Source organism: Vibrio cyclitrophicus (genome assembly GCF_024347435.1).
In the GTDB taxonomy this organism is placed as follows: Bacteria; Pseudomonadota; Gammaproteobacteria; order Enterobacterales; family Vibrionaceae; genus Vibrio; species Vibrio cyclitrophicus.
Window position 1 is genome coordinate 1747067 of record NZ_AP025480.1, and the last position, 20168, is coordinate 1767234.

The 20168-nt window shown below is 42.3% G+C and carries 25 protein-coding genes and 2 pseudogenes; 5 read left to right on the top strand and 22 right to left on the bottom strand.

The features are described from left to right. The first annotated feature begins 49 nt into the window (after nucleotides 1–49). The gene (locus OCW38_RS07585) at nucleotides 50–1078 is read left to right on the top strand and encodes an IS110 family RNA-guided transposase (protein WP_261893568.1); all 1029 of its coding nucleotides are present in this window, start codon (nucleotides 50–52) and stop codon (nucleotides 1076–1078) included. A gap of 580 nt (nucleotides 1079–1658) precedes the next feature. Here the strand turns inward: OCW38_RS07585 and OCW38_RS07590 are convergent. The 5 genes from OCW38_RS07590 to artP form a co-directional block, all read right to left on the bottom strand. Further along, entirely contained in the window at nucleotides 1659–2375 is a 717-nt protein-coding gene (locus OCW38_RS07590) for a hypothetical protein (protein WP_261893570.1), read from the bottom strand. Between the two features lie 310 nt (nucleotides 2376–2685). After that, the gene (gene artM / locus OCW38_RS07595) at nucleotides 2686–3354 is read right to left on the bottom strand and encodes an arginine ABC transporter permease ArtM (protein WP_016769265.1); all 669 of its coding nucleotides are present in this window, start codon (nucleotides 3352–3354) and stop codon (nucleotides 2686–2688) included. Further along, complete coding sequence (gene artQ / locus OCW38_RS07600) at nucleotides 3351–4037, bottom strand: arginine ABC transporter permease ArtQ (protein ID WP_010441036.1); 687 nt, start codon at nucleotides 4035–4037, stop codon at nucleotides 3351–3353. The genes artM and artQ overlap by 4 nt, the downstream gene beginning before the upstream one ends. A 1-nt stretch (nucleotide 4038) precedes the next feature. Then, a complete protein-coding gene (locus OCW38_RS07605) occupies nucleotides 4039–4770 on the bottom strand; it encodes a lysine/arginine/ornithine ABC transporter substrate-binding protein (protein WP_016769264.1) in 732 nt (243 codons plus the stop codon). Nucleotides 4771–4876: 106 nt separating this feature from the next. Then, nucleotides 4877–5605 (bottom strand): arginine ABC transporter ATP-binding protein ArtP, encoded by a 729-nt coding sequence (gene artP, locus OCW38_RS07610; protein WP_010441040.1) that lies wholly within the window; start codon nucleotides 5603–5605, stop codon nucleotides 4877–4879. Between the two features lie 577 nt (nucleotides 5606–6182). Here artP and OCW38_RS07615 point away from each other — a divergent pair. Beyond that, nucleotides 6183–8018 carry an ABC transporter ATP-binding protein/permease gene (locus OCW38_RS07615; protein WP_016793516.1) on the top strand — a complete coding sequence of 612 codons (1836 nt, stop codon included), beginning with the start codon at nucleotides 6183–6185 and terminating at the stop codon, nucleotides 8016–8018. A gap of 207 nt (nucleotides 8019–8225) precedes the next feature. Continuing rightward, a complete protein-coding gene (locus OCW38_RS07620) occupies nucleotides 8226–8690 on the top strand; it encodes an acyl-CoA thioesterase (RefSeq protein WP_261893573.1) in 465 nt (154 codons plus the stop codon). A 169-nt stretch (nucleotides 8691–8859) separates the two neighbouring features. Here OCW38_RS07620 and OCW38_RS07625 read toward each other — a convergent pair whose 3' ends face one another. Beyond that, on the bottom strand, nucleotides 8860–11115 hold the full coding sequence (locus OCW38_RS07625) for a peptidase U32 family protein (protein WP_016793517.1): 2256 nt from the start codon (nucleotides 11113–11115) through the stop codon (nucleotides 8860–8862). A gap of 173 nt (nucleotides 11116–11288) precedes the next feature. Here OCW38_RS07625 and OCW38_RS07630 point away from each other — a divergent pair, with 173 nt between their 5' ends. Continuing rightward, nucleotides 11289–11879 (top strand): glutathione S-transferase, encoded by a 591-nt coding sequence (locus tag OCW38_RS07630; RefSeq protein ID WP_016769260.1) that lies wholly within the window; start codon nucleotides 11289–11291, stop codon nucleotides 11877–11879. A 213-nt stretch (nucleotides 11880–12092) separates the two neighbouring features. Here the strand turns inward: OCW38_RS07630 and OCW38_RS07635 are convergent, their stop codons facing one another. The 6 genes from OCW38_RS07635 to OCW38_RS07660 all read right to left on the bottom strand — a co-directional run bounded on the left by OCW38_RS07635 (nucleotide 12093) and on the right by OCW38_RS07660 (nucleotide 15183). Next, nucleotides 12093–12542, bottom strand: coding sequence for a GyrI-like domain-containing protein (locus tag OCW38_RS07635; protein WP_261893575.1), 450 nt, complete (start codon nucleotides 12540–12542; stop codon nucleotides 12093–12095). Between the two features lie 48 nt (nucleotides 12543–12590). Beyond that, on the bottom strand, nucleotides 12591–12824 hold the full coding sequence (locus OCW38_RS07640) for a hypothetical protein (protein WP_010441052.1): 234 nt from the start codon (nucleotides 12822–12824) through the stop codon (nucleotides 12591–12593). Between the two features lie 8 nt (nucleotides 12825–12832). Further along, nucleotides 12833–13084 (bottom strand): Rho-binding antiterminator, encoded by a 252-nt coding sequence (locus OCW38_RS07645; RefSeq protein WP_016788695.1) that lies wholly within the window; start codon nucleotides 13082–13084, stop codon nucleotides 12833–12835. A 170-nt stretch (nucleotides 13085–13254) separates the two neighbouring features. Beyond that, the gene (gene catB, locus OCW38_RS07650) at nucleotides 13255–13887 is read right to left on the bottom strand and encodes a type B chloramphenicol O-acetyltransferase (protein ID WP_010441055.1); all 633 of its coding nucleotides are present in this window, start codon (nucleotides 13885–13887) and stop codon (nucleotides 13255–13257) included. A gap of 92 nt (nucleotides 13888–13979) precedes the next feature. Further along, nucleotides 13980–14711 (bottom strand): SDR family oxidoreductase, encoded by a 732-nt coding sequence (locus OCW38_RS07655; protein WP_016769258.1) that lies wholly within the window; start codon nucleotides 14709–14711, stop codon nucleotides 13980–13982. Between the two features lie 16 nt (nucleotides 14712–14727). Beyond that, a complete protein-coding gene (locus OCW38_RS07660) occupies nucleotides 14728–15183 on the bottom strand; it encodes a nuclear transport factor 2 family protein (RefSeq protein ID WP_016793988.1) in 456 nt (151 codons plus the stop codon). Nucleotides 15184–15368: 185 nt separating this feature from the next. Between OCW38_RS07660 and OCW38_RS07665 the strand changes: the two genes are divergently transcribed. After that, nucleotides 15369–15701, top strand: a complete 333-nt coding sequence (locus OCW38_RS07665) for a PBPRA1643 family SWIM/SEC-C metal-binding motif protein (protein ID WP_010441062.1) — start codon at nucleotides 15369–15371, stop codon at nucleotides 15699–15701. Between the two features lie 185 nt (nucleotides 15702–15886). Here OCW38_RS07665 and OCW38_RS07670 read toward each other — a convergent pair whose 3' ends face one another. From OCW38_RS07670 to OCW38_RS07705, 10 genes and pseudogenes are all read right to left on the bottom strand, one after another. Next, nucleotides 15887–16111 carry a hypothetical protein gene (locus tag OCW38_RS07670; RefSeq protein WP_016769256.1) on the bottom strand — a complete coding sequence of 75 codons (225 nt, stop codon included), beginning with the start codon at nucleotides 16109–16111 and terminating at the stop codon, nucleotides 15887–15889. An 85-nt stretch (nucleotides 16112–16196) separates the two neighbouring features. Further along, nucleotides 16197–16604, bottom strand: coding sequence for a bleomycin resistance protein (locus OCW38_RS07675; RefSeq protein ID WP_016793989.1), 408 nt, complete (start codon nucleotides 16602–16604; stop codon nucleotides 16197–16199). Nucleotides 16605–16755: 151 nt separating this feature from the next. Beyond that, on the bottom strand, nucleotides 16756–17208 hold the full coding sequence (locus OCW38_RS07680) for a DUF302 domain-containing protein (protein WP_010441067.1): 453 nt from the start codon (nucleotides 17206–17208) through the stop codon (nucleotides 16756–16758). Between the two features lie 186 nt (nucleotides 17209–17394). Next, nucleotides 17395–17637, bottom strand: a complete 243-nt coding sequence (locus OCW38_RS07685) for a hypothetical protein (protein WP_102385445.1) — start codon at nucleotides 17635–17637, stop codon at nucleotides 17395–17397. Nucleotides 17638–17778: 141 nt separating this feature from the next. After that, on the bottom strand, nucleotides 17779–17940 hold the full coding sequence (locus tag OCW38_RS22970; RefSeq protein ID WP_315974520.1) for an NUDIX hydrolase: 162 nt from the start codon (nucleotides 17938–17940) through the stop codon (nucleotides 17779–17781). Beyond that, nucleotides 17937–18464, bottom strand: coding sequence for a P-loop NTPase family protein (locus OCW38_RS07690; protein ID WP_016788696.1), 528 nt, complete (start codon nucleotides 18462–18464; stop codon nucleotides 17937–17939). The genes OCW38_RS22970 and OCW38_RS07690 overlap by 4 nt, the downstream gene beginning before the upstream one ends. Before the next feature lie 266 nt (nucleotides 18465–18730). Beyond that, nucleotides 18731–19009 (bottom strand): hypothetical protein, encoded by a 279-nt coding sequence (locus OCW38_RS07695; RefSeq protein WP_016769253.1) that lies wholly within the window; start codon nucleotides 19007–19009, stop codon nucleotides 18731–18733. An 82-nt stretch (nucleotides 19010–19091) separates the two neighbouring features. Further along, nucleotides 19092–19454 (bottom strand): DUF6404 family protein, encoded by a 363-nt coding sequence (locus OCW38_RS07700; RefSeq protein WP_261893582.1) that lies wholly within the window; start codon nucleotides 19452–19454, stop codon nucleotides 19092–19094. A gap of 277 nt (nucleotides 19455–19731) precedes the next feature. Next, nucleotides 19732–19809: pseudogene (locus OCW38_RS23050) on the bottom strand (GNAT family N-acetyltransferase); the annotation flags it as partial. Next, nucleotides 19790–20146: pseudogene (locus tag OCW38_RS07705) on the bottom strand (glyoxalase). The pseudogenes OCW38_RS23050 and OCW38_RS07705, both read right to left, overlap by 20 nt. Nucleotides 20147–20168: the final 22 nt, after the last annotated feature.

Here is a 20168-nt window from a genome sequence, read left to right on the forward strand (position 1 = left end):
CTCTGCGTGCCATACTTACTAAGTACACACTGAAGAACTGGAGGTTACTATGTCCACCATTCAAACTATTGGCGTTGACCTCGCCAAGAATGTGTTCAGTATTCACGGCGTTGATGCATATGGCAAGTGCGTCCTACGCAAAACTGTCAAAAGAAACAAACTCTTAGAAACATTCGCGAAGTTACCGCCCTGCCTCATCGGTATGGAGGCGTGCTCTGGCGCACACCACTGGGCGAGAGAGCTACTGAAACTCGGTCATAACCCAAAAATTATGGCGTCCAAATTCGTTATTCCATATAGACAAAATGAGAAGAATGATGCCAATGACGCAGAGGCTATCTGTGAAGCGGTATCTAGACCCAAAACACGATTTGTCTCTATCAAAAGTGAAGAGCAACAAGCTATGCTTTGCCTGCATCGTATTCGGCAGGGGCTAATTAAAACAAGAACAGCGACCATTAACCAACTCAGAGGTTTGCTTTCCGAATTTGGCATTGTGATGCCGCAGGGTCGCTACTCGGCTCAAAACACCATTGGTAGCGTTCTTGAAGATGCAGAAAATGGTTTGCCTATACTCGCTCGAGAGCTACTTCAAGATCTATCGAACAAGATTCAAAACCTTAACCTAGAAGTATTGCACTATGATCGCAGAGTCTCTGCTTTAGTTCGTGAGATGGCTTCAGCCAAAGCCCTCATGGATATTCCAGGTGTCGGTGAACACAGTGCAAGTGCCATTGTCGCGACCGTCAATGACGCAAAACAATTTGGCTCTAGCCGCCAATTTGCCGCTTGGATAGGGTTGGTGCCAAGACAATACTCAACAGGTGGTCATGTTCATCTTGGTCGCATCAGCAAAAGAGGCGAAAAACATATTCGCACTCTACTTATTCATGGCGCAAGAGCCGTTATTGCACGATGTAAAGAGAAAACCGATCGCAACAGTATTTGGTTAAATCAACTCGTTGAACGACGAGGTTATAAACGAGCAGCTGTCGCCCTAGCAGCAAAAAACGCTCGTATAATATGGGCATTATTAACAACAGGAAAAGAGTACAAGATTAACTATGTAAACGGTTAACACTCACCGAGTCAAAGCAATAGCAAATGATGACAATACGACCAGACCGAGATGCCTAAACCTGTTTAATTGGGAAGTAATAAATACTGTTTAACGAATGAGGCAGGCATCAAGCGAATATCATCAAGGTGACGGAACGAATCCGATTAAACACCGAATGTAGAGCTGCTGTCCGATCCACTGTTGTCAGCGGGAGTTATTGTTGACAAAAGAGGGAGTCCATGTAGCCCAATTAAGTTGCAGACCAACGCAAACCTGAACCTAAAGTAACGCACCGATTACACCCAAATCAATTGGAACTGAAAATGCCGCGCGTTGGCTGTCAGCTTGAATTACTTGTTATAGCTTTGTTCCACGCACCGCATTGTAAGAATGACATTTGCCACACTTAAAGACTAATGACTTAACCTGACCTTGTGAAATCTGAGAGGCTAGCACTACTCTGCACCCACCACACAAATAATCTGTATCTCCACCTCCAGAAATCACCAAGTACGGCTCCATTTCGGCGTAATTTGGCTGTCTTATTAATACCGACGCTGTATTAGTTTTAGGTTCAGGTATAATTGAAAGTTGAATTTTAGGCATTAGAACTTCTCCAAGTTTGAGTGACTAACTGCAAAGATCTTTTTAGTAAATCAAATTCAGGAACTGAAATTAAGATTTTTTCGCCAGATGATACTGTTTGAGCTTTACCATGACGATCCATAATCTCCATTGAAGATGAACCTAACAGCTTAAACATATCAGAATATGCAACACCGCTATGGTGCTGAACTGCATTTCGTATGAGCACATGCTTTCTTATTATATTTAACTCGCCTGTATTGCTAGACTTTTTCCCTAAAATTTCCACGATAAGTTTGATTTTTTCATTATAATTTTTGAATGCAAAATCTCGCTTAAGTGCATCCTTAATTTGAGAATCCAAACTAACCTCCGATGCAAAGTCTATTTTTACATTTTGTTTTTTTAAAGCTGAAAAAGAAAAATTCCCACTAAAATACAACTCCAGATAATAATTAAATAAATCATCTAGTAAGTCACTCCAAGCTGCTACCATCATGTTTTGGTATAGAGAGACTGTATTTGATATAAAATCAGTGGAAATATCGAGTAATTCCGTAAACTGAACAGGTTCAGTGTGGAGATCATCACCGAGATACAAACTTACCGTCGAGTCACTCCTACTTTGAGAAATCAAATTTAAGCCAGCTTCAGCACATGATGTAGCAAGAGTAAATTCAGAAAAATTATTGTTTATTTTATTTTGAAATGTATCAATTATTGTCTTCATATTTCCCCAAAGCTATAACAGCTATTAGACAGAAAAATTCTGCACTTAAATACAGATTCATTCTATCTAGTTTCATATGGTCAGAACTCTACCATGATTAATCACCGCATTTCAGTGACTTAAAACATAGATAAACTCATTGAATGATAAAATGCAGAATATTTCTATATAGTATGATTTTAGCGAAAACCGCACTAAACTGTATATAATCGCAGTACCCCTACACCTACCCCAAACACAAAAAAGCCTGCCATCTATGTGAACATAAATGGCAGGCTTTATACGTTAGTTAAGCTTGTGAGTAGTTAGCTTATACCGCTTCGAATGCGAGGGCTTTCTTCTCTACTTGGCGAAAGATCAGCGTTAATACACCGTTCACGGCTAAGTAGAATGCGCCAGCAATACCGAACACGGTGAGCGTGTCGTAGGTTTGGCCGTTGATACGCTGAGCGTAGCCCATCAAATCCATGATGGTGATGGTGCTTGCCAGTGAGGTGCCTTTGAAGACTAAAATCACTTCGTTTGAATAAGCAGGAACCGCGCGGCGCAGTGCGTATGGCAGTAACACTTTAAGCGTTGCGATTTTGTCCATACCTAGCGCACGACATGCTTCCCATTGCCCAGCAGGAATCGCGTTGAATGCGCCTCTGAATAGTAGCGTGCTGTACGCTGCGGTGTTCAAAGCTAATGCTAACATCGCGCAGAACCAAGGTTGGCTTAACCATGTCCACAGGAAGCTTTCACGAATCCAATCGAATTGACCCGGGCCGTAATACACCAAGAAGATTTGAACCAATAATGGTGTGCCGGTGAACAGCGTAATGATGCCACGAGTTAACCAGTGAATCGCAGGTATTCTTAAGATTAACGTTACTGTCATCAGCAATGACAAAATACAACCAACAAGCAATGAAGCACCTGTCAGTTGAAGACTGGTCGCCAAGCCTTCAAGCATTTGAGAGAGGTATTGTTGATTCATGCCATTGCCCCTTTGCTACCCAAACCTTGAATAGAGAACTTACCATCAATCACTTTTACTAATCTTTGTGTGATTAAAGTGATGACCAAGTAGATTGCTGCTGCTGTCGCGTACCAAGTGAATGCTTCGTGCGTTGCTGCAGATGTTAATTGTGCTTGTTTCAATAGATCGGTTACGCCAATCAGTGAAACCAATGCGGTGTCTTTTAATAGAACCAACCATTGGTTCGTTAAACCTGGTAGTGCGTGTCTTACTGCTTGTGGCAATACAACTCTGAAGAAGGCGCGAGATTGAGGAATACCCAATGCACTCGCCGCTTCTCTCTGCCCTTTACTTACTGCTTTCAATGCACCACGAATGGTTTGTGAAGCGTAAGAAGCGAAGATAAGTGACAGTGCAACAACTCCAGATAAGAACGGGCTAACTTCAACAAAGTCACCAGTGATCATAAAAAGCACTTGTGTTGAGCCAAAGTAGATAAACAGAACCACCAAAATTTCTGGTAGACCACGTACGATAGTCACGAACGCGGTTGTCGGCCATTTGATTGCAATACGACGAGACATTTCACCGCCAGCAAACAGTACCGCTAAAACTAATCCGACCAATAGACTTACGAACGCAAGCTGAACTGTCATCCAGCTTGCTTCGACGAGCCCTAAAGAGTAACCCGTTAACTGCATATTACTTACCGAAGTACTTGTTGAAGATCTTGTCGTATTCGCCGTTCGCTTTCACGGCTGCAAGTGCTGTGTTCAGCTGGTCTACAAGTTCTTGATTGCTCTTGTTTACTGCGATACCAAAGCCGTTACCGAAGTACTCTTGGTTTGTTACTTGGTCGCCAACGTACGTTAGGTTGTCTTGCTTCTTGAACCATTCTGCTACAACGGCTGTGTCACCGAATACAGAATCGATACGACCATTTTTCATGTCGATGAATGCATCTTGGTAGCTTGAGTAAGGTACCGCTGTTACACCCGTCATTTGCTCAAGTAGGAAGCTCTGGTGAGTAGAACCGTTTTGAACACCAACACGCTTACCTTCTAATGCCGCTTGGTCTGCTACTTTGCCTTCGATAGAGATGAACGCTGCAGAGTTGTCGTAGTACGCATCAGAGAAGTTCACTTGTTGAAGACGCGCTTCAGTGATGTCCATTGCTGAGATAGCTGCATCGTAACGTTTGAACTTAAGAGCCGGGATCAAGCTATCGAATGCTTGGTTGTGGAAAGTACAGGTTGCTTTCAATTCTTCACAAAGTGCGTTTGCTAGGTCTACGTCAAAACCTTGAATTTGGTTGTTCTCATCCATGTACTCGAATGGTGCGTAAGTTGCTTCCATTGCGAATTTGATTTCTTCTTGCGCCGCTGCGTTGAAAGAAGCAAGGCCGATAAGTGAAGCTAGTAGAATCTTTTTCATTTTGTTACTCCGAATACTGTTAGATAGTGGCCTGTGGCCATTCTTATAATTTGATTGTTTTTTCTAAATGTTATTTTTGAACGAAATCATCTTGTTTTAGCTGAATCTAATGAGTTAAATACTCGGCAAACTCAGGTGTCTGCGGATTAACGAATGAATCGCTGGTGCCGTGTTCGACGATGTACCCTTTCTCTAGGTACAGAACGTGGCTAGCAATCTTCTTCGCGAAATCGACTTCATGCGTCACGACAACTTGGGTAATGCCCGTTCCACTCAATTCTTTAATAATGCTCACGACTTGGTTAGTAATCTCAGGATCAAGCGCTGCCGTTGGTTCATCAAACAGCAGCACGTCTGGCTTCATCATCAATGCACGTGCAATCGCGACACGCTGTTGTTGGCCGCCAGAGAGTTGAAGTGGCCAAGCGTCTGCTTTGTCTGCAAGCTGTAACGTGGTTAATACCGTTTTCGCTTGTTTAATGGCTTCTTGTTTGTCTAAGCCTGCAACCTTGGTCGGGGCTTCAATTAAGTTCTCCATTACCGTCATGTGTGGCCATAAGTTGTATTGCTGGAACACCATGCCGACTTTACGACGTAATTTTAGACCCTGTTTTTCTTGGATCTGACCTGCAAAATCGAATTGCTCGTTCGCAATGTCTAATTCGCCGTTGTCCGCGATTTCCAGTAGGTTCAAAACACGCAGTAATGAACTCTTGCCTGCACCACTTGGGCCAAGCAGTACCAAGGTTTCGCCGCTTTCACAGTTAAAACTGATGTCGTGAAGAACTTGGGTATCACCGTATGATTTGTTGATGCTCTTTACTTGAATACTCATGCCACAATACTGCATTAATTGTCATTTGTTGGTTATTCTATTCAAACTGAAGTTTTATGCAAGATAAATGTATAAAAAACTACTTTGTTGAATTTATGTAACAAATATTGCGCAAAAAACAGTCTCAATGACTGGTCATACATCTATAAATCGCAACTCGTTGATTAAGGTGAAGAACGGGACAAATAGCAAACGTTTTACTCATGTTCTATAAATCACAGTTCAGTATCAACTCTATGAATACACTCTTGTATTCGCGTCAATTTGCCTGCATAAAAATCAGGGATAAATAACCAGTTGGGATGCCTAACCTAAGTACTAGGTAATGCTTAATTTTTCTTTTAGTTTCCTCGCTCCTATTCACTTCACGTATATGAAATATTGGAAATTGAGTTTCCTAGGGAGCGTCACGCGGCAATAAATGCTTTAATGGCTCGTACTTACCAACAACGAATCGTTATCTACAAAAGATATTTGCCCAGAACAAGTACTAACGAATAACGAGTATTTGTTAGCAACAGATAAGCACCAGCGACAAGTCATCATTCTTAAAGCGACAACACACTAAGGCCGTCATATGCAAAACGATGTCTCTTCTACGTTCGACTCAAACCAACAACAGACTCAGCGATCGACTCAACAAGCACCAGAACCCAAACCTGAGAAGAAAAGCCTCAGCATTTTGTTTGAGCTAAGTAAGTTCATTCAACCCTATAAAGGGAGAGTGATCACCGCTCTGCTCGCGTTGATCTTTACGGCAAGCTTAACGCTGTCTGTTGGCCACGGTATTCGTCTGCTTATCGATCAGGGGTTTAGCCAACGTTCATTAGAAGATTTAGGCAGTGCGATTCAATTCATCATGGTGGTCGTGGTATTAATCTCGATTGGTACCTTTTTCCGCTTTTATTTGGTCTCTTCTGTTGGGGAGCGTGTGAGTGCGGATATTCGCCTATCGGTTTTCAACCACGTTGTGACGCTGCACCCGAGTTACTTCGAAACCAATGGCAGTGGCGACATCATGTCGCGTATCACAACCGACACAACTCTGCTTCAAAGCATCATTGGTTCGTCATTTTCTATGGCGATGCGAAGCGCGCTAATGTGTATTGGCGCAATCATCATGTTGTTTGCGACCAACATTAAGCTAACGCTGATCGTGTTGGCCTCTGTTCCGTTTATCTTGATCCCGATTTTGGTATACGGACGACGTGTGAGAGCTCTCTCTCGCCAAAGCCAGGATTCGATGTCTGATGTAGGCTCTTATGCTGGCGAAGCGATTGAACACATCAAAACAGTGCAAAGCTACAGCCGAGAAGCACAGGAGAAAGCATCATTCGCAATTGAAGTAGAAAAGGCTTACGAAATTGGTCGCCAACGCGTAAAGCAGCGTGCGATTCTTATCTCTGGTGTGATTGTTATCGTGTTCAGTGCGATTGCAGGCATGCTTTGGGTTGGCGGCAGTGACGTTATCAACGGCACTATGTCGGCGGGTGATCTGGCTGCATTTGTCTTCTATGCGATCATGGTTGCTTCATCGCTAGGTACGATTTCTGAAGTGATGGGTGAATTGCAACGTGCGGCAGGCGCAACAGAGCGTTTGATCGAGATTCTACAAGTTGAAAGCCACATTGTTGCGCCTGTAGAAAACCCAACGTCACTGGATAACGTGACACCAGAAGTCGCTTTTGATGATGTGACCTTCTGTTACCCATCAAGGCCGGACCAGCCCGCAACAAGCAACCTCACGCTTACTGCCCATGAAGGCAGAGTATTGGCATTGGTTGGCCCGTCTGGCGCAGGTAAAACCACCCTATTCGAACTGTTGCAACGTTTCTACGACCCACAAGTAGGTAAAGTGACGTTAGGCGGTATTGAACTGAATCAGTTTGATCCGAACGAATTAAGAAAGCAGATGGCGTTAGTTCCTCAGCAACCCGCCCTGTTCAGTAACGATGTGTTCCATAACATCCGATACGGAAACCCAGAAGCAACGGACGAGCAAGTTATCGAGGCGGCGAAAAAAGCGCATGCGCACGAGTTCATTCAGAACTTACCTGAAGGCTATCACAGCTTTCTTGGTGAACGTGGCGTGAGATTGTCTGGCGGTCAGCGTCAGCGTATTGCCATCGCACGAGCCATCTTAAAAGATCCGAATATTCTATTATTGGATGAAGCAACCAGTGCGCTAGACAGCGAAAGTGAACATCATGTTCAACAAGCTTTGGAAGAATTAATGCGTGGCAGAACGACCATCATTATCGCGCACCGTTTATCAACAATTAAACACGCCGACCAAATTGCAGTACTCGATAAAGGACAGCTAGTAGACATCGGCGACCACCAGTCGCTCATCAATAGCTGCGAATTGTACCAACGCTTGGTTGAGCTGCAATTCAAACACCTTAGTCGATAAGTTATAGATCAAAGACGCTTAAATCATTAAGTAAACTAGGGGCTAGTCATTAAGTCATGGAAGACTAAGTCCCTGACATTATGTGGTTTCAAGCTTCAAAAACTTAAATCACACGTGTTGCAGTTTTGTTAATTTAACGGTAGGGTTTTTATTCCAATAACAACTTACCCCGATGAAGGGTAAGTAAATAACAATAAGAGAGTTCGCATGGAAGCACTATTATCTGACTACCCGGTAGTAACAGAAATCCCTGTCGCTTGGGGAGAAATGGACGCACTCAATCACGTTAATAACGCCGTATACTTTCGCTATTTCGAAACCGCTCGCTTAGACTTTTTCAAGCACGTCGAGCTGATGGAAGAGATGGCGATTACCAAAGTTGGCCCTGTTCTTGGCGACACTTATTGTAAATATTTCCGCCCGGTCACTTATCCAGACACGCTGATGATTGGTTCTCGTGTTACAGACATTCAAGACGACCGATTCACCATGGAATACGCGATTGTCAGTAAGGCTCAACAGAAACTGACGACAGTTGGTACTGCGACCATCGTGATGTTTGATTTTGCTTCAAACCAAAAAGCCCTGCTCTCGTTGCGCTTAACCAATGAAATCGAGAAGATGAACACATTAAAGAGTCCATGCTTTAAACAGGAAACGGTGACGGAATAACGCATTCGCCGATTAAGAATACTCAGATACAAAAAAGCCACTCGATTGAGTGACTTTTTGTTTGGTCTTCTGGACTTATAAGCTTTTAGCTATAAACGTTGGAGCTTATAGACCTTTAACCATATAGACCTTCGACCGTATAGACCTTCGACCGTATAGACCTTGAACGCTATAGACCTTGAATGTATTGAGCGTTAGTACGAATTTCGACTAGCTGCTCTAGGTTCTGTTGTGAACCATCAACGCCATCAATCAAACCTTGGAAGTGTTTAATCAGCTCTACTTTGTCTTGTACTTCTTTAGAACCTGCACCGATGTTGGTTAGGTCGATGAAGAACTCGTCGAACAGGCCCGAGAAATCCGTTACAGCGTCATGGTTTAAGAACTGCTCGTGGTTGTAAATGCTTGGGTAGCCACCCTTCTGCTTATCAACCGCGAAAGAGATGCCTTTAACGTTAGTAATCGTGGTCGCTTTCTCACATTTCAACATGCAACCCGCTTCGATGCTTGGCTTGTTACAACCGACGGTTCTTTGGAAGAAACACTGACGGCTAGTCATCATCAAGATTGGGTGGTAGATGCTGTAGAACAGTTTGAAGTTCTCTGGGCGGCGAATATGACGAATCTGACCTTTGTTGATCTCGTTCGAAATGAATGCGCCTGCACAGTTAAGCTCTTCTTTCAGAGTAACCAGTGCGTGAGAGTTGGTTGTGTTCATGAACGGGCCGGCAACCCACTCAATACCCATCTCGTAAGCTTTGTAAGCAATACCCGTGTTGTTGGTCACGATGCGAGCTGGCTTGATCTCTTCAAGAATACGAACAGCTTCGTCGTAGTCTTTACCGATCAATACTGCAGGGAACCAAGGGATCAAACGTGGGTTTTCGGCCAAGATATCGATGTACTTGTTGCAACGCTTCTTGAAGCTTTCCGGCAGTTTGAAGTAAACATCTGCGTCAGTCACATCACATAGGTGCAAGTCTTCCACATCCGCGATAAGCATCGACATAGTCGGCTTCTCATTCACTTTAGGGTGCTGAGGCAGTGCTGGCACTTCAACGTGCTTAATTACTTCTACAGAACCGTTCAGAATAAAGTCGATTTCATCTTTAAGATTGGACACTTCTTTCAAAGGAACAATCAGGCCAGCATCAAGGTTATCGAAGTTGTAGCTTTCTAGTGTATGAACCGCACTCTTCACAGTTTTAAAACGCTTCTCAAGTAGCTCTTGATCGATCGCCTTCTCACTTGCCGCTATCAATAACGATTTAGATTGAACCGTAAAGTTCTCTTTTGATGTGTTCACTGTCACCGTGAATGGTTGACCAAGCTTCGCGCTAAACGACAATGACACGGGTGTTTTACGAATATCAAGGAACTCGATCTTGTCGCGCATTTCGCTGCCTAGCGCATTCTTAGCTTCGTAAAGATCGCTGGTCACTTCTTGAATTTGCACAACAGAGATTTCATTGTTCTCTTTCGTCGCTTTATCAACGGCGTAGTTCATGCTGTTGTCACGCGGGTTATCGATGAACATGTCTTTCGTTAGGTTCCCCTTAAGGAAAGAGTTGGTGAAATCACGGTTGAATACTTTGTGCAGGTTCGAATCATCTTCGATCAACAAACCACTTTCTACAAAGCTATCAATCTGTTTGCGCCACGTATCTACTACTGTGTATACGTAGTGTGCGCCTTTAATACGGCCTTCTACTTTCAACGAGTCAACTTTTGCGTCAACCAGTTCAGGTAGGTCGTAGTAAGCGGAGTTATCTTTCAAGTTAAGTGGGAACTTGTTGCCCGCATTGGTGATTTCGTATTCATCACGACACGCTTGGCTACAACGGCCACGGTTACCTGAGTTACCCACACTTACAGAGCTTGAGTAACATTGACCAGAGAATGCGATACACAAAGCACCGTGTACGAACACTTCGGTTAGTACATCGTGATCATGTGCTACTTCTGTCAGCATCTTGATTTCAGGTAGGTTCAACTCTCGAGACAAGTTAACGCGTGTTGCGCCAATTTTAGACAAGAACTTAATCTGGCCTTCGTTGTGCGTTGTTAACTGAGTCGACGCGTGAACATCTAATGATGGGAAATGCTTTTTCACCAAATCGAACAAACCAAGATCTTGAACGATGATGCCGTCTAGTTTGGTGTTCACTAATTGATTTAGCAGTTTAGTGATGCTCTTAATTTCATGTTCCAGCAGCACAACGTTAAGAGTCAGAAACACTTCACAGCCATATTCATGAGCAAGGCGAATCACACCATTCAACTCATCTAACGACAGGTTAGAGGCTCTGTTACGAGCGTTGAAGGTGTCTAAACCGCAATAAACTGCATTGGCACCGGCCACGATAGCTGCTTTAATCGCCTCTACATCGCCACCAGGGGCTAATAACTCAATCTTTCTGCTCATTTTTGAAGTCGCTCACTTACTTATAATTTTTAAGCCGCGTATTCTACCTACATCACGATCTCTTTACCACCTAACAACACTTTTCAAACTAAATGACCTCAATAATGCCAAACGAATCCGATTTACCTATCCTTTATTCTTTACGTCGCTGCCCTTACGCAATGCGCGGACGAATGGGCATCGCACTATCACAGCAAAAAGTGTTACTCAGGGAAATCATTACCAAAGACAAGCCTAGCGAACTATTAACCAGTTCGCCAAAAGGTACCGTTCCGGTCTTGGTGTTGCCAAATGGACACATCATTGAACAAAGCATAGATGTCATGAACTGGGCTCTTCAACAAAACGATCCTCAAGATCTTCTTCGTTCAAGTAATCCAACACTGAGCGAACAAGTCCACCAGCTCATCAAAACCAACGATGAAGATTTTATTGGCCACTTAGAAAAGTATCGCGCGTCGGTTCGTTATCGAAACATCGATGTTGAACAACGTCGACAAGCCTGCGAAGCGTTCATTAATCAATTAGAAGTGCTACTTACCGATCGGCCCTACTTTTTTGGAGTAACCCCAAGCTTGGCCGATTTTGCGGTAATGCCTTTTGTCAGCCAGTTTGTGCGGGTCGAAAAGAAGTGGTTTGTACAATCTGAATACAAAAACGTAGGACGTTGGTTAAGAGCGCACTTGGAAAGTAAGCTCTACACCCAAGTCATGAAGCAATACCCTTTGTGGAATGAAACCAAGCAAGATTGTGTTTTTGGGTGACTTAAGGGGATTTGGGGTGCTCTAGGGGAATTCAGGGTTAGATAAAGCGTAAGTATTAAGATAATTACGTGACACTGTACCTTCTTTGTAATGAACAGATATTCAAAGGCTTAGCTGTCTCTTTACCGGTAACTACTGTCTCTTAACTGGATACTGCAGTCCTTTAACCGGATGTTAGAGTCTAAGTTAAGCCTTTTGTTTATTTTAAACTGATCACTGAATCGCTATCGAAATCTCGACTTCAGTTTCGCCTTTGTAACATTCAAAATCTGTCGTGTAAGTTCGAACATGTGAACAATCAGGTGAATTGAAATACGTCCACACTTCTCCCCATAGATCGATGACCGCTTGAGGAAGTTCACCTTCAGCAGAAAACGTCAGATATTTGCCTGCTTCAATCTTGGTTTCAATAAGATTATTTAAGTCTTGATCCGTTAACGCATTAGCACACGCGATAACATCAAACTCACCCGTAAAATCAGACTCGTAATTAGTGTAGACACCGTATACTTTTGAATCCGGCGTCAGTTTGGGAAAAGCCTGATCAAAAAAGTCCTGCCACAATTGACCTATCTTCGCTTTAGTTGGGTCAACCTCATCCTGATTAGTGGTTCTTACTGAAAACCCATACGCCTTTACGGCTTCAATCGTTTCTACTTTCATTCGTTTTATTCCTAAGCCAACGATGGTTTGAGCATATTGAATCGATACCTAATCTTCAATCTCTTTGTGACCACACTTCTCACACACTATATGACGAGAAAATTCGTCCATAGATGCGATAAATGGGCCAAGAAACCAACCTTTTATCATGCCTGCCCAAAACTCGCTTCGCTTTTGGTTAGGTTTCTCTGCAAACGCACTCGTCTTTCTGACCAACACCACAACGTGCTGTGTATCTTCTCGGCATGCGGTGCAATAGCATTGTTCTATGGTGTTATTCATTTGAAAGCCTATGACGTTTTGAATGAAATCTGCTGAAAATGAGGGTTGTCGACACAAACTTCTAGTGTGGAAAGGTCTGTGAGTATGACAAGTTGTTCTACACCTTGAATACTGACCTTAATGCACTCTTCACGGCTATCATTGCGTTGAGTATCTAATCCGACACATTCAATCTGCTCGCCAGATTTCAGCGTTAATTTGATTGGGTATCGGTGCATACACACAATCTCAATATAATCGTAATCGTTGCAACTAATCATAATACCCTTCCAATTCATCCACCACGCTAATGCGACATGCCATACTATTCAATATCTTTACAATCAATAAGTTACTCGTATCACAATCGCATTGCCATCATCAGATTATTGAGTAATTTGTTAAATTTAATCTCGTTCTCACCATTCACATTTCATCTGTGAACGACAATTTAAGGCTTCAAGAATCCTTTCCAATAATGGTACAAACCACCAATGTCTGAAGAACACATTAGCGACATTGCGCCTTTGATTTGTTCTTCGCTCCATTCCCACCATTTCATTTCTAACAACTGAGCCATTTCAGTCTCATTGAAACGATAGCGAATATGACGTGCTGGGTTTGAACCGACAATGGAATAAGGTGCGACGTCTTTCGTAACAACAGCTCTACTTGCGATAATGGCACCGTCACCGACTTTAATGCCACTCATGATCATAGCTTCTGTGCCAATCCAAACGTCATTACCTATCACGGTGTCGCCAGAACGTTCAAAACCATCAACCGCACGTTCGAACTTTTCATCGTCTTGATAGAAGAATGGGAAGGTACTCACCCATTGATTTTGGTGGCCTTGGTTGCCCGCCATCATAAATACAGCACCAGAGCCAATTGAACAGTAACGACCAATAATTAGCTTGTCGATATCAGTTCTATCAGGCAACAAGTAACGTGCACAGTCATCAAAACTGTGATTATGGTAATAGCCTGAATAGTAACTGTGCTCACCGACGATGATATTCGGGTTGGTCACTTGCTCTTTCAGTGATTTACCAACAAACGGACTTTCAAAATAGTTTTTCATGTTTGTACTCTTAGTTTCATTCTTTTAGTTTGGTACTTTTAATGGCCTATTGATGGTTAACTGAGTTCTCTGAATGTTATGGACGCTGGCCTCTATCGCCCACCTGCAATATCTATAAACGAACCTGTCACATAGGAAGCTTCGTCTGATAATAACCACGCTATTGAGTTCGCAACTTCTTCTGGCGTACCACCACGTTGTAATGGCAATTGTGCCGCTAATCGGTCAACGCGATCAGGTTCTCCACCGTCTGCATGCATTTCGGTATAAATACACCCCGGCCTTACACCATTAACTCGGATATTACGGGACGCTAGCTCAAGCGACAGACCTTTGGTCAATGAATCCATCGCACCTTTCGAAGCAGCATAATCGACATATTCAAATGGTGCACCGGTTCGAGATGCTGCAGAGGATACATTCACAATCGAACCTGCGTCTCCAGCTTGTTTGATAAAGGCTTTACTACATAAAAAGCAGCTCGATACATTCGACTTCATGACCTTTTCAAAGCGGTCTAATTCGATATCAACCAATGCTGATTGGGTAAATAAAATCCCGGCGTTATTAACCAAATGAGTTACAGGGCCTAGTTTATTACGAGCGATCTCAAACAAGGATTTGACGTCTGATTCAACAGACACATCCGCACGTACGCTGATAGCAGTTCCACCCTGTTCACGAATTTCATTAACCAGATCTTCGGCTCTTGTTTCGTTGTGAATAAAGTTAACACATACCGCATAGCCTTTACTGGCCAACAGTTTCGACGTCGCTGCGCCAATGCCTCGGCTCCCGCCCGTTACTATTACTACCTTGTTCAATGAAATCTCCTAATGCTTACTTATTCGACGCGCCTTTATTATTCAACGCAACTTTATTATTCGATGCAAGCTGATTGTTCGATATAGCCTGATTGTTCGTCACAATCTGAACCCACTGTGATCGCCACGCTGGCGCTTCAAATGGATCTGGCCAAAACTCCGTTTGCTTTTGAATCAAGCCATCGACAACCGTGTGAAAAGTAATCACGCGATCTTTCAATACGCTGTCAGTGACCGAGACATCCGTCACCACCGTATCACCTTCACAGACAATCGAGTTGAGCTCGAACTCCCAAACTCCGTTAGCTGGGTATTCAGAATTGATTGCTGTAAAGTTGCTTCGACCAGTCGTCAACTCAGACGACTGAGGCCAATGTCCTTGAAAATCGTCTGCCAACCATTCACTCGCCTTTGCAAAATCATTGGTCCTCATTGCGTCCCAAAAACCAAGTACCACTTGCTTTGGTTTCATTGCTCTTCCTTAATTAGCTCAATGTAGCGAAGTATCTCAATATGATGATTACACGCACTTCCGCTCTGACCGCTAAAAGAACATTCACATCACTGCTTTATCAATTTCAATATATCAGTATAATCCCCCGCTCTATAACGCTCTCCCGTTGGAATAGCGTCATCCCAATTTGTAATGAGTACCCAATGTCGAAACTATTTTTCAAAGGCCGTATCGAGACAAGACAAAATCACGTTCTTGCTGGCTACAACGTAAACCGCGATGTTAAAGCGGGTACTGAAGAGTCACCAATCGCAGTAATGGTTCAAACTGAAGCTCGTAAAGCAGAAGTTGAAGCTCTTGCAGCAAACAGCGCTATCTTTGTAAACATTACAGTAGATGCAAACAAAGAAGAAAACACGCTTGAACTAGATACGCTATTAAACAAGCCAAAAACGATGACGTTTGAAAAAACACCTAATCGTAACGATCCATGTTCATGTGGTAGCGGCAAGAAATACAAGAAGTGCTGTGCTTAAGCGTTCTGAATTTCAATAACCAAGACTATGATTGAGATTAGCGATTAAAAGACGGGTAGATCACAAGATCTGCCTGTTTTTTTATGTCCTTTTTATAATAAACACTTTGTTTATTGTTCGACTTTGGCACAACATTTGTCTAGAACTCTAAACTGAGTAACCAAGAAACTAGCCATCAAAAGACGTTAATCAAGGTTATCGGGAGTACGTAAATTAGTACCACACTTTGTGCATTTGTAGTCACCAGTTCCACCACTTGAGGCTAACGACGATAAAATCAGTCCAAGCAATCCAGGTTTCTTTGCTTCTTGAGGTGCTTTTTGAACTTGGTTACTAAACATGGTGTATTTATGACGAGTCAGTACTTTGCAATTACAGCAAAATGCTCTGGTTTCTTCACTCCCGTACATGTCGGAGTATTCCTTTAATCGTTTACTTATGTTGTTTTAATCGCATTGTGAATGTTGGCCGAAGATCTATGCCAAAGGCATCAATTCAATGGCGGTCCTGACAAAATCGAAATAAGTAGCCATCTGGCGTTTGAACAATGAATTGCTTTTGAATCGCGACACGGTCATCGCATGAGTACGATTTAGACTCTAATGTTAAGTAAATAGACGCTTTAGACTGGTCACTAACTTGTTGATACAAGGTATCGATGTCCGACACATCCCATTGAAAGTTTACCCCTCGCCCAAACGGTACTTCTAGCTTATCTGTAATCCACTTACGACTATCGCCATTAAGCCCTTCGAGCATGACATCGACACCATCCAGAGTCAGATAAGCAAAGGCTTCTTCTGGACGTTCGTATTTAACCGAAAAACCCAACACTTCCACAAAGAATGACTTACTCACCTCTATATCTAAACAATAAAGTTCAGGTACTACTCGTAATGTCATGATGTCCCTATTTCGTTATTCCTGATGACGTGCAAAGTAAAACCTACACTCTATAAGAAACCCACCATATTGGGTGGGCTTCATCGTTCACTTCTTGTCTAAGCAGTTTAACTGAATGGCGTTAAACAAGGTTTCAGGCTCGAAATCATCATTACTTAGCGATTGTCGCTTCCGATAATTTACTCAGCACACCTGATATTTTCTTAATCACCTCATCACAGCCGTTAATAGCATGACGTTCCATCAAGTAATTAGGATCGTTGTAAGACAACCAGACTTTCTTATTCGAATCTTCGGTTACAAGCACTTTCTGTGGTAAATCAATCGCCACATCTTGCTGGCACTGCATCAATGGCGTACCAACCTTAGGGTTTCCAAAAATAATAACTTCGGTTGGTCTCAATTCAAGATCAACACTGCTCGCGTTTTTCTGATGGTCGATTCTTGCGAACAACGTTAAGCCTTTGCTTTTAGCGATACTTTCAAAACGGTCAGCGGTTTCTTTTACCGAGTAATTACTTTGGTACTTAATCAAACCGTCAGAAGCGGCGACTGAAAATGATGCCGCAAGTAAAACGGCGCCTAGTGATAGTAATTTTTTCATTGTTACCTCTGAGAGTTAGCCTAGTTAAACACATCATTTCTAACGCCACTTTAAGGTAAGTAGCACAACCAATACCAGTATAGACACGTTTCAATACTCAATTTGCCCAGAGGCTCACCTTTCTTGTTCATCACTCAGCCCCGTCTAAACCCTTCAATCATAAAAACCACAAGCCTCATCGACACATTAATGCCACGATGTTGTGTTGCAATTTTCACATTCGTATTGTTGCTCTTCTTCAACAAAGAAACTGCTAGAATGAGAGTCTGATTTAAACAGTGTCGTCATCAAGAACTCGATCAACATACCAAACTTAAATTGCTTCATTTCTGATGCAGAATCGTCAGGTTTGGTTATTGGGAAGTGAGGCGTCAAAGCGTTGCACTTCTCGCAGTTGTACGAGTGTTTAATGTATTTGTTATCAAGCATTTATATAAGTCAATCAACAATATAGTGTAGATTTTATATTATCAACTTATGAATCCTACCCCTAACATCTTATAAATAATTAAGAACGAATAGTGATGCATAGCAAAAATGTGCTAATTCGGACTCAAAACCGATAATTACTTAGTTGACCTCGTTTTTAATCCTTTCATAAGCTTCCCATAAGGCGATGCGATTAGAATCATACTCTAAGAGCTGGCAAACCTCTTGGTAGCAGAACCAACGAAGTTCTGTATGCTCATTCGATGGCCGAGGTTCATTAGATACTTGAAACGGCACTCTCATCGATGTTCCTTAATCATGCACTTCAATACAAAATCATTTAACTCCGCAACAGTTTTGATTACATGAACTTCTTTCTCAGGCGACTTTTCAAGTAGCTTTAACATAAAGTCATCGTTCCAAAATTTTGGACACAATTTTAGTATTTTGTAGCTTTGTAATGTGCCTTTAAAAATAGAGCTTCCATCAGGCCAACCTTCTGGTTTGACGAATAACCCTTTTAGCAAACGCTTGGCGACGAACCAATAACTGACTGAATACGGAAGGTCGATATACACAAGCGTGTCGGCTTCTTCTAAACGTTGATAGAACAAACTGATCGGCCCTAACCCATCCATGATCCAAGTTTCTGAATTGATTATCTTATCGTGAATGTCTTTAAATACTTCTTTATCGACTAATTCACCACTTGGTTTGTATACCAAGGAATCTAATTGATGAAGTGGCAAATTGGTAGCAGAAGCAAGTGCTTTGCTTACTGTCGATTTTCCACTGCCTGGCTTACCAAAAACGGCTACTTTTTTCATGTAAACTTCTCCAAGAGTCTATTTCCCCGAAAGATAGATACACAAAACCCACCTTTACGGGTGGGTTGATTGGTCTAGAGCGTATCGAATCCCACCATTCTATGGAATGATGATAATTCGGTAATTAACGTGCTTTTGACTAGTTTTCATACAGCCACTTTCATATATTGGAAGTAACATGTCAATTGGATTCATTTAAAAAATACAGAATGAGCCTAGCGATATTATTAGCTCAACTCCCGTTAATAGGCAGCGGAACAATAAAGTTATGCAAACACACAAAAAACCAGAGGTACTAAGCTGGCGATCAAGAAACGGCTTCCTAAGTTCGTGTTTTCCAACTTATTCACCACCGTCGTTTTGGCTGAATCATTATCGATCAGACTACTCGCAGTCACTCCTGCCACATTACTTGGATCACTATATCCAACGGTATGTCCAGTAAATGAAAACAACGTTCCTAACCCAAGGAGAACCAGCATCGTATAAAATGCGTAGTCACTTAAAAAGTGAATAGAGAGATAACCAAACTGCCACTCAAGCACATAAATCGATCCAAACGTGACTAGATTGGAACAGGCAATAAACGCTATTAACTTCTTCAAAATTTTATACCTCAGTGTATTGTTAGTTCTCTGTGAGTTTATTCTGTTCAAGCCACCGTTCTAGTATGCTGAGCCCAAACTTCCGTCGTGCTCTAGCCACCTCAAGAGCAGAGCATAACCCGGTAAATAAACCGAAGAACAAAGAGCAATACACTTGGAATGTTGTGAAACCTTCAAACTGCCAAAATAACAACCACATAAATCCACCCCAAAAAACAGAGCCAAATATAGCTTGAAGAAAAAACAACTTAAACGGGCTTTCAAATACCCGAGGCTTCGCTTCAATACGAAGTAACTTCCACCATAGGTAAAAGTATGGATTCGTTAATTGAGGTTTCACGCCCTTTTCTACCAGTAGGACTCTTACAAACTCCATTTTCTGCATAAATAATCCTTACCTTGAAACCAATAAACCAGGACGCCTTTTAATGACAACGGTATTGAACCGCACAAACAACTTCCCTGGTACATTTGATCTCCTTAACTGAAAGTCCCTAATTCACCCGTGTAATATATGGGTAACGTTGTGACCTAGCCTAACTCATTAGGCCATGAACGAACACTGAATTGGGCCAAAAATGCCACGCATATTGAATCAGTTAAATATATTCATAATGTTAAACGTTGCTGTTACTAGAACTATTAAATGAATACATTCGAACTTAGTCACGTGGAAACCAGCCCAGCTTTTCGTAAAACTGTTGAGCGTTGATACTGTCGTTATAAACAAATAAATGGGACACTACTTGGGTCAGTGATACAAAACTCAAGCATTCCCCAAGGCTGCTCAACAACCTCGGAAACGGTAACTTCAAATTCCGACACTACATTAGAGTTTTGGATGTGTTGAGACCAACTTTTTACGTCTTCAACCAGCAAGTGCATCATGTAATTGTGACAATGCGCAGGTTCATAAAAGTTTTGCAGAAGGAAGGCACAACTGCCGTGTCGTAGATATGAAATATCGTGAAATTCAGACATAACTTAAAAGCCGATTGACTGGTAAAAACGCTTAGATAAATTGAAGTCTTTCACGGGTACGAAAGACTTAATTTCTGAGACTTTGAGGTTTTCCATCCTACATCCTACATCCTACATC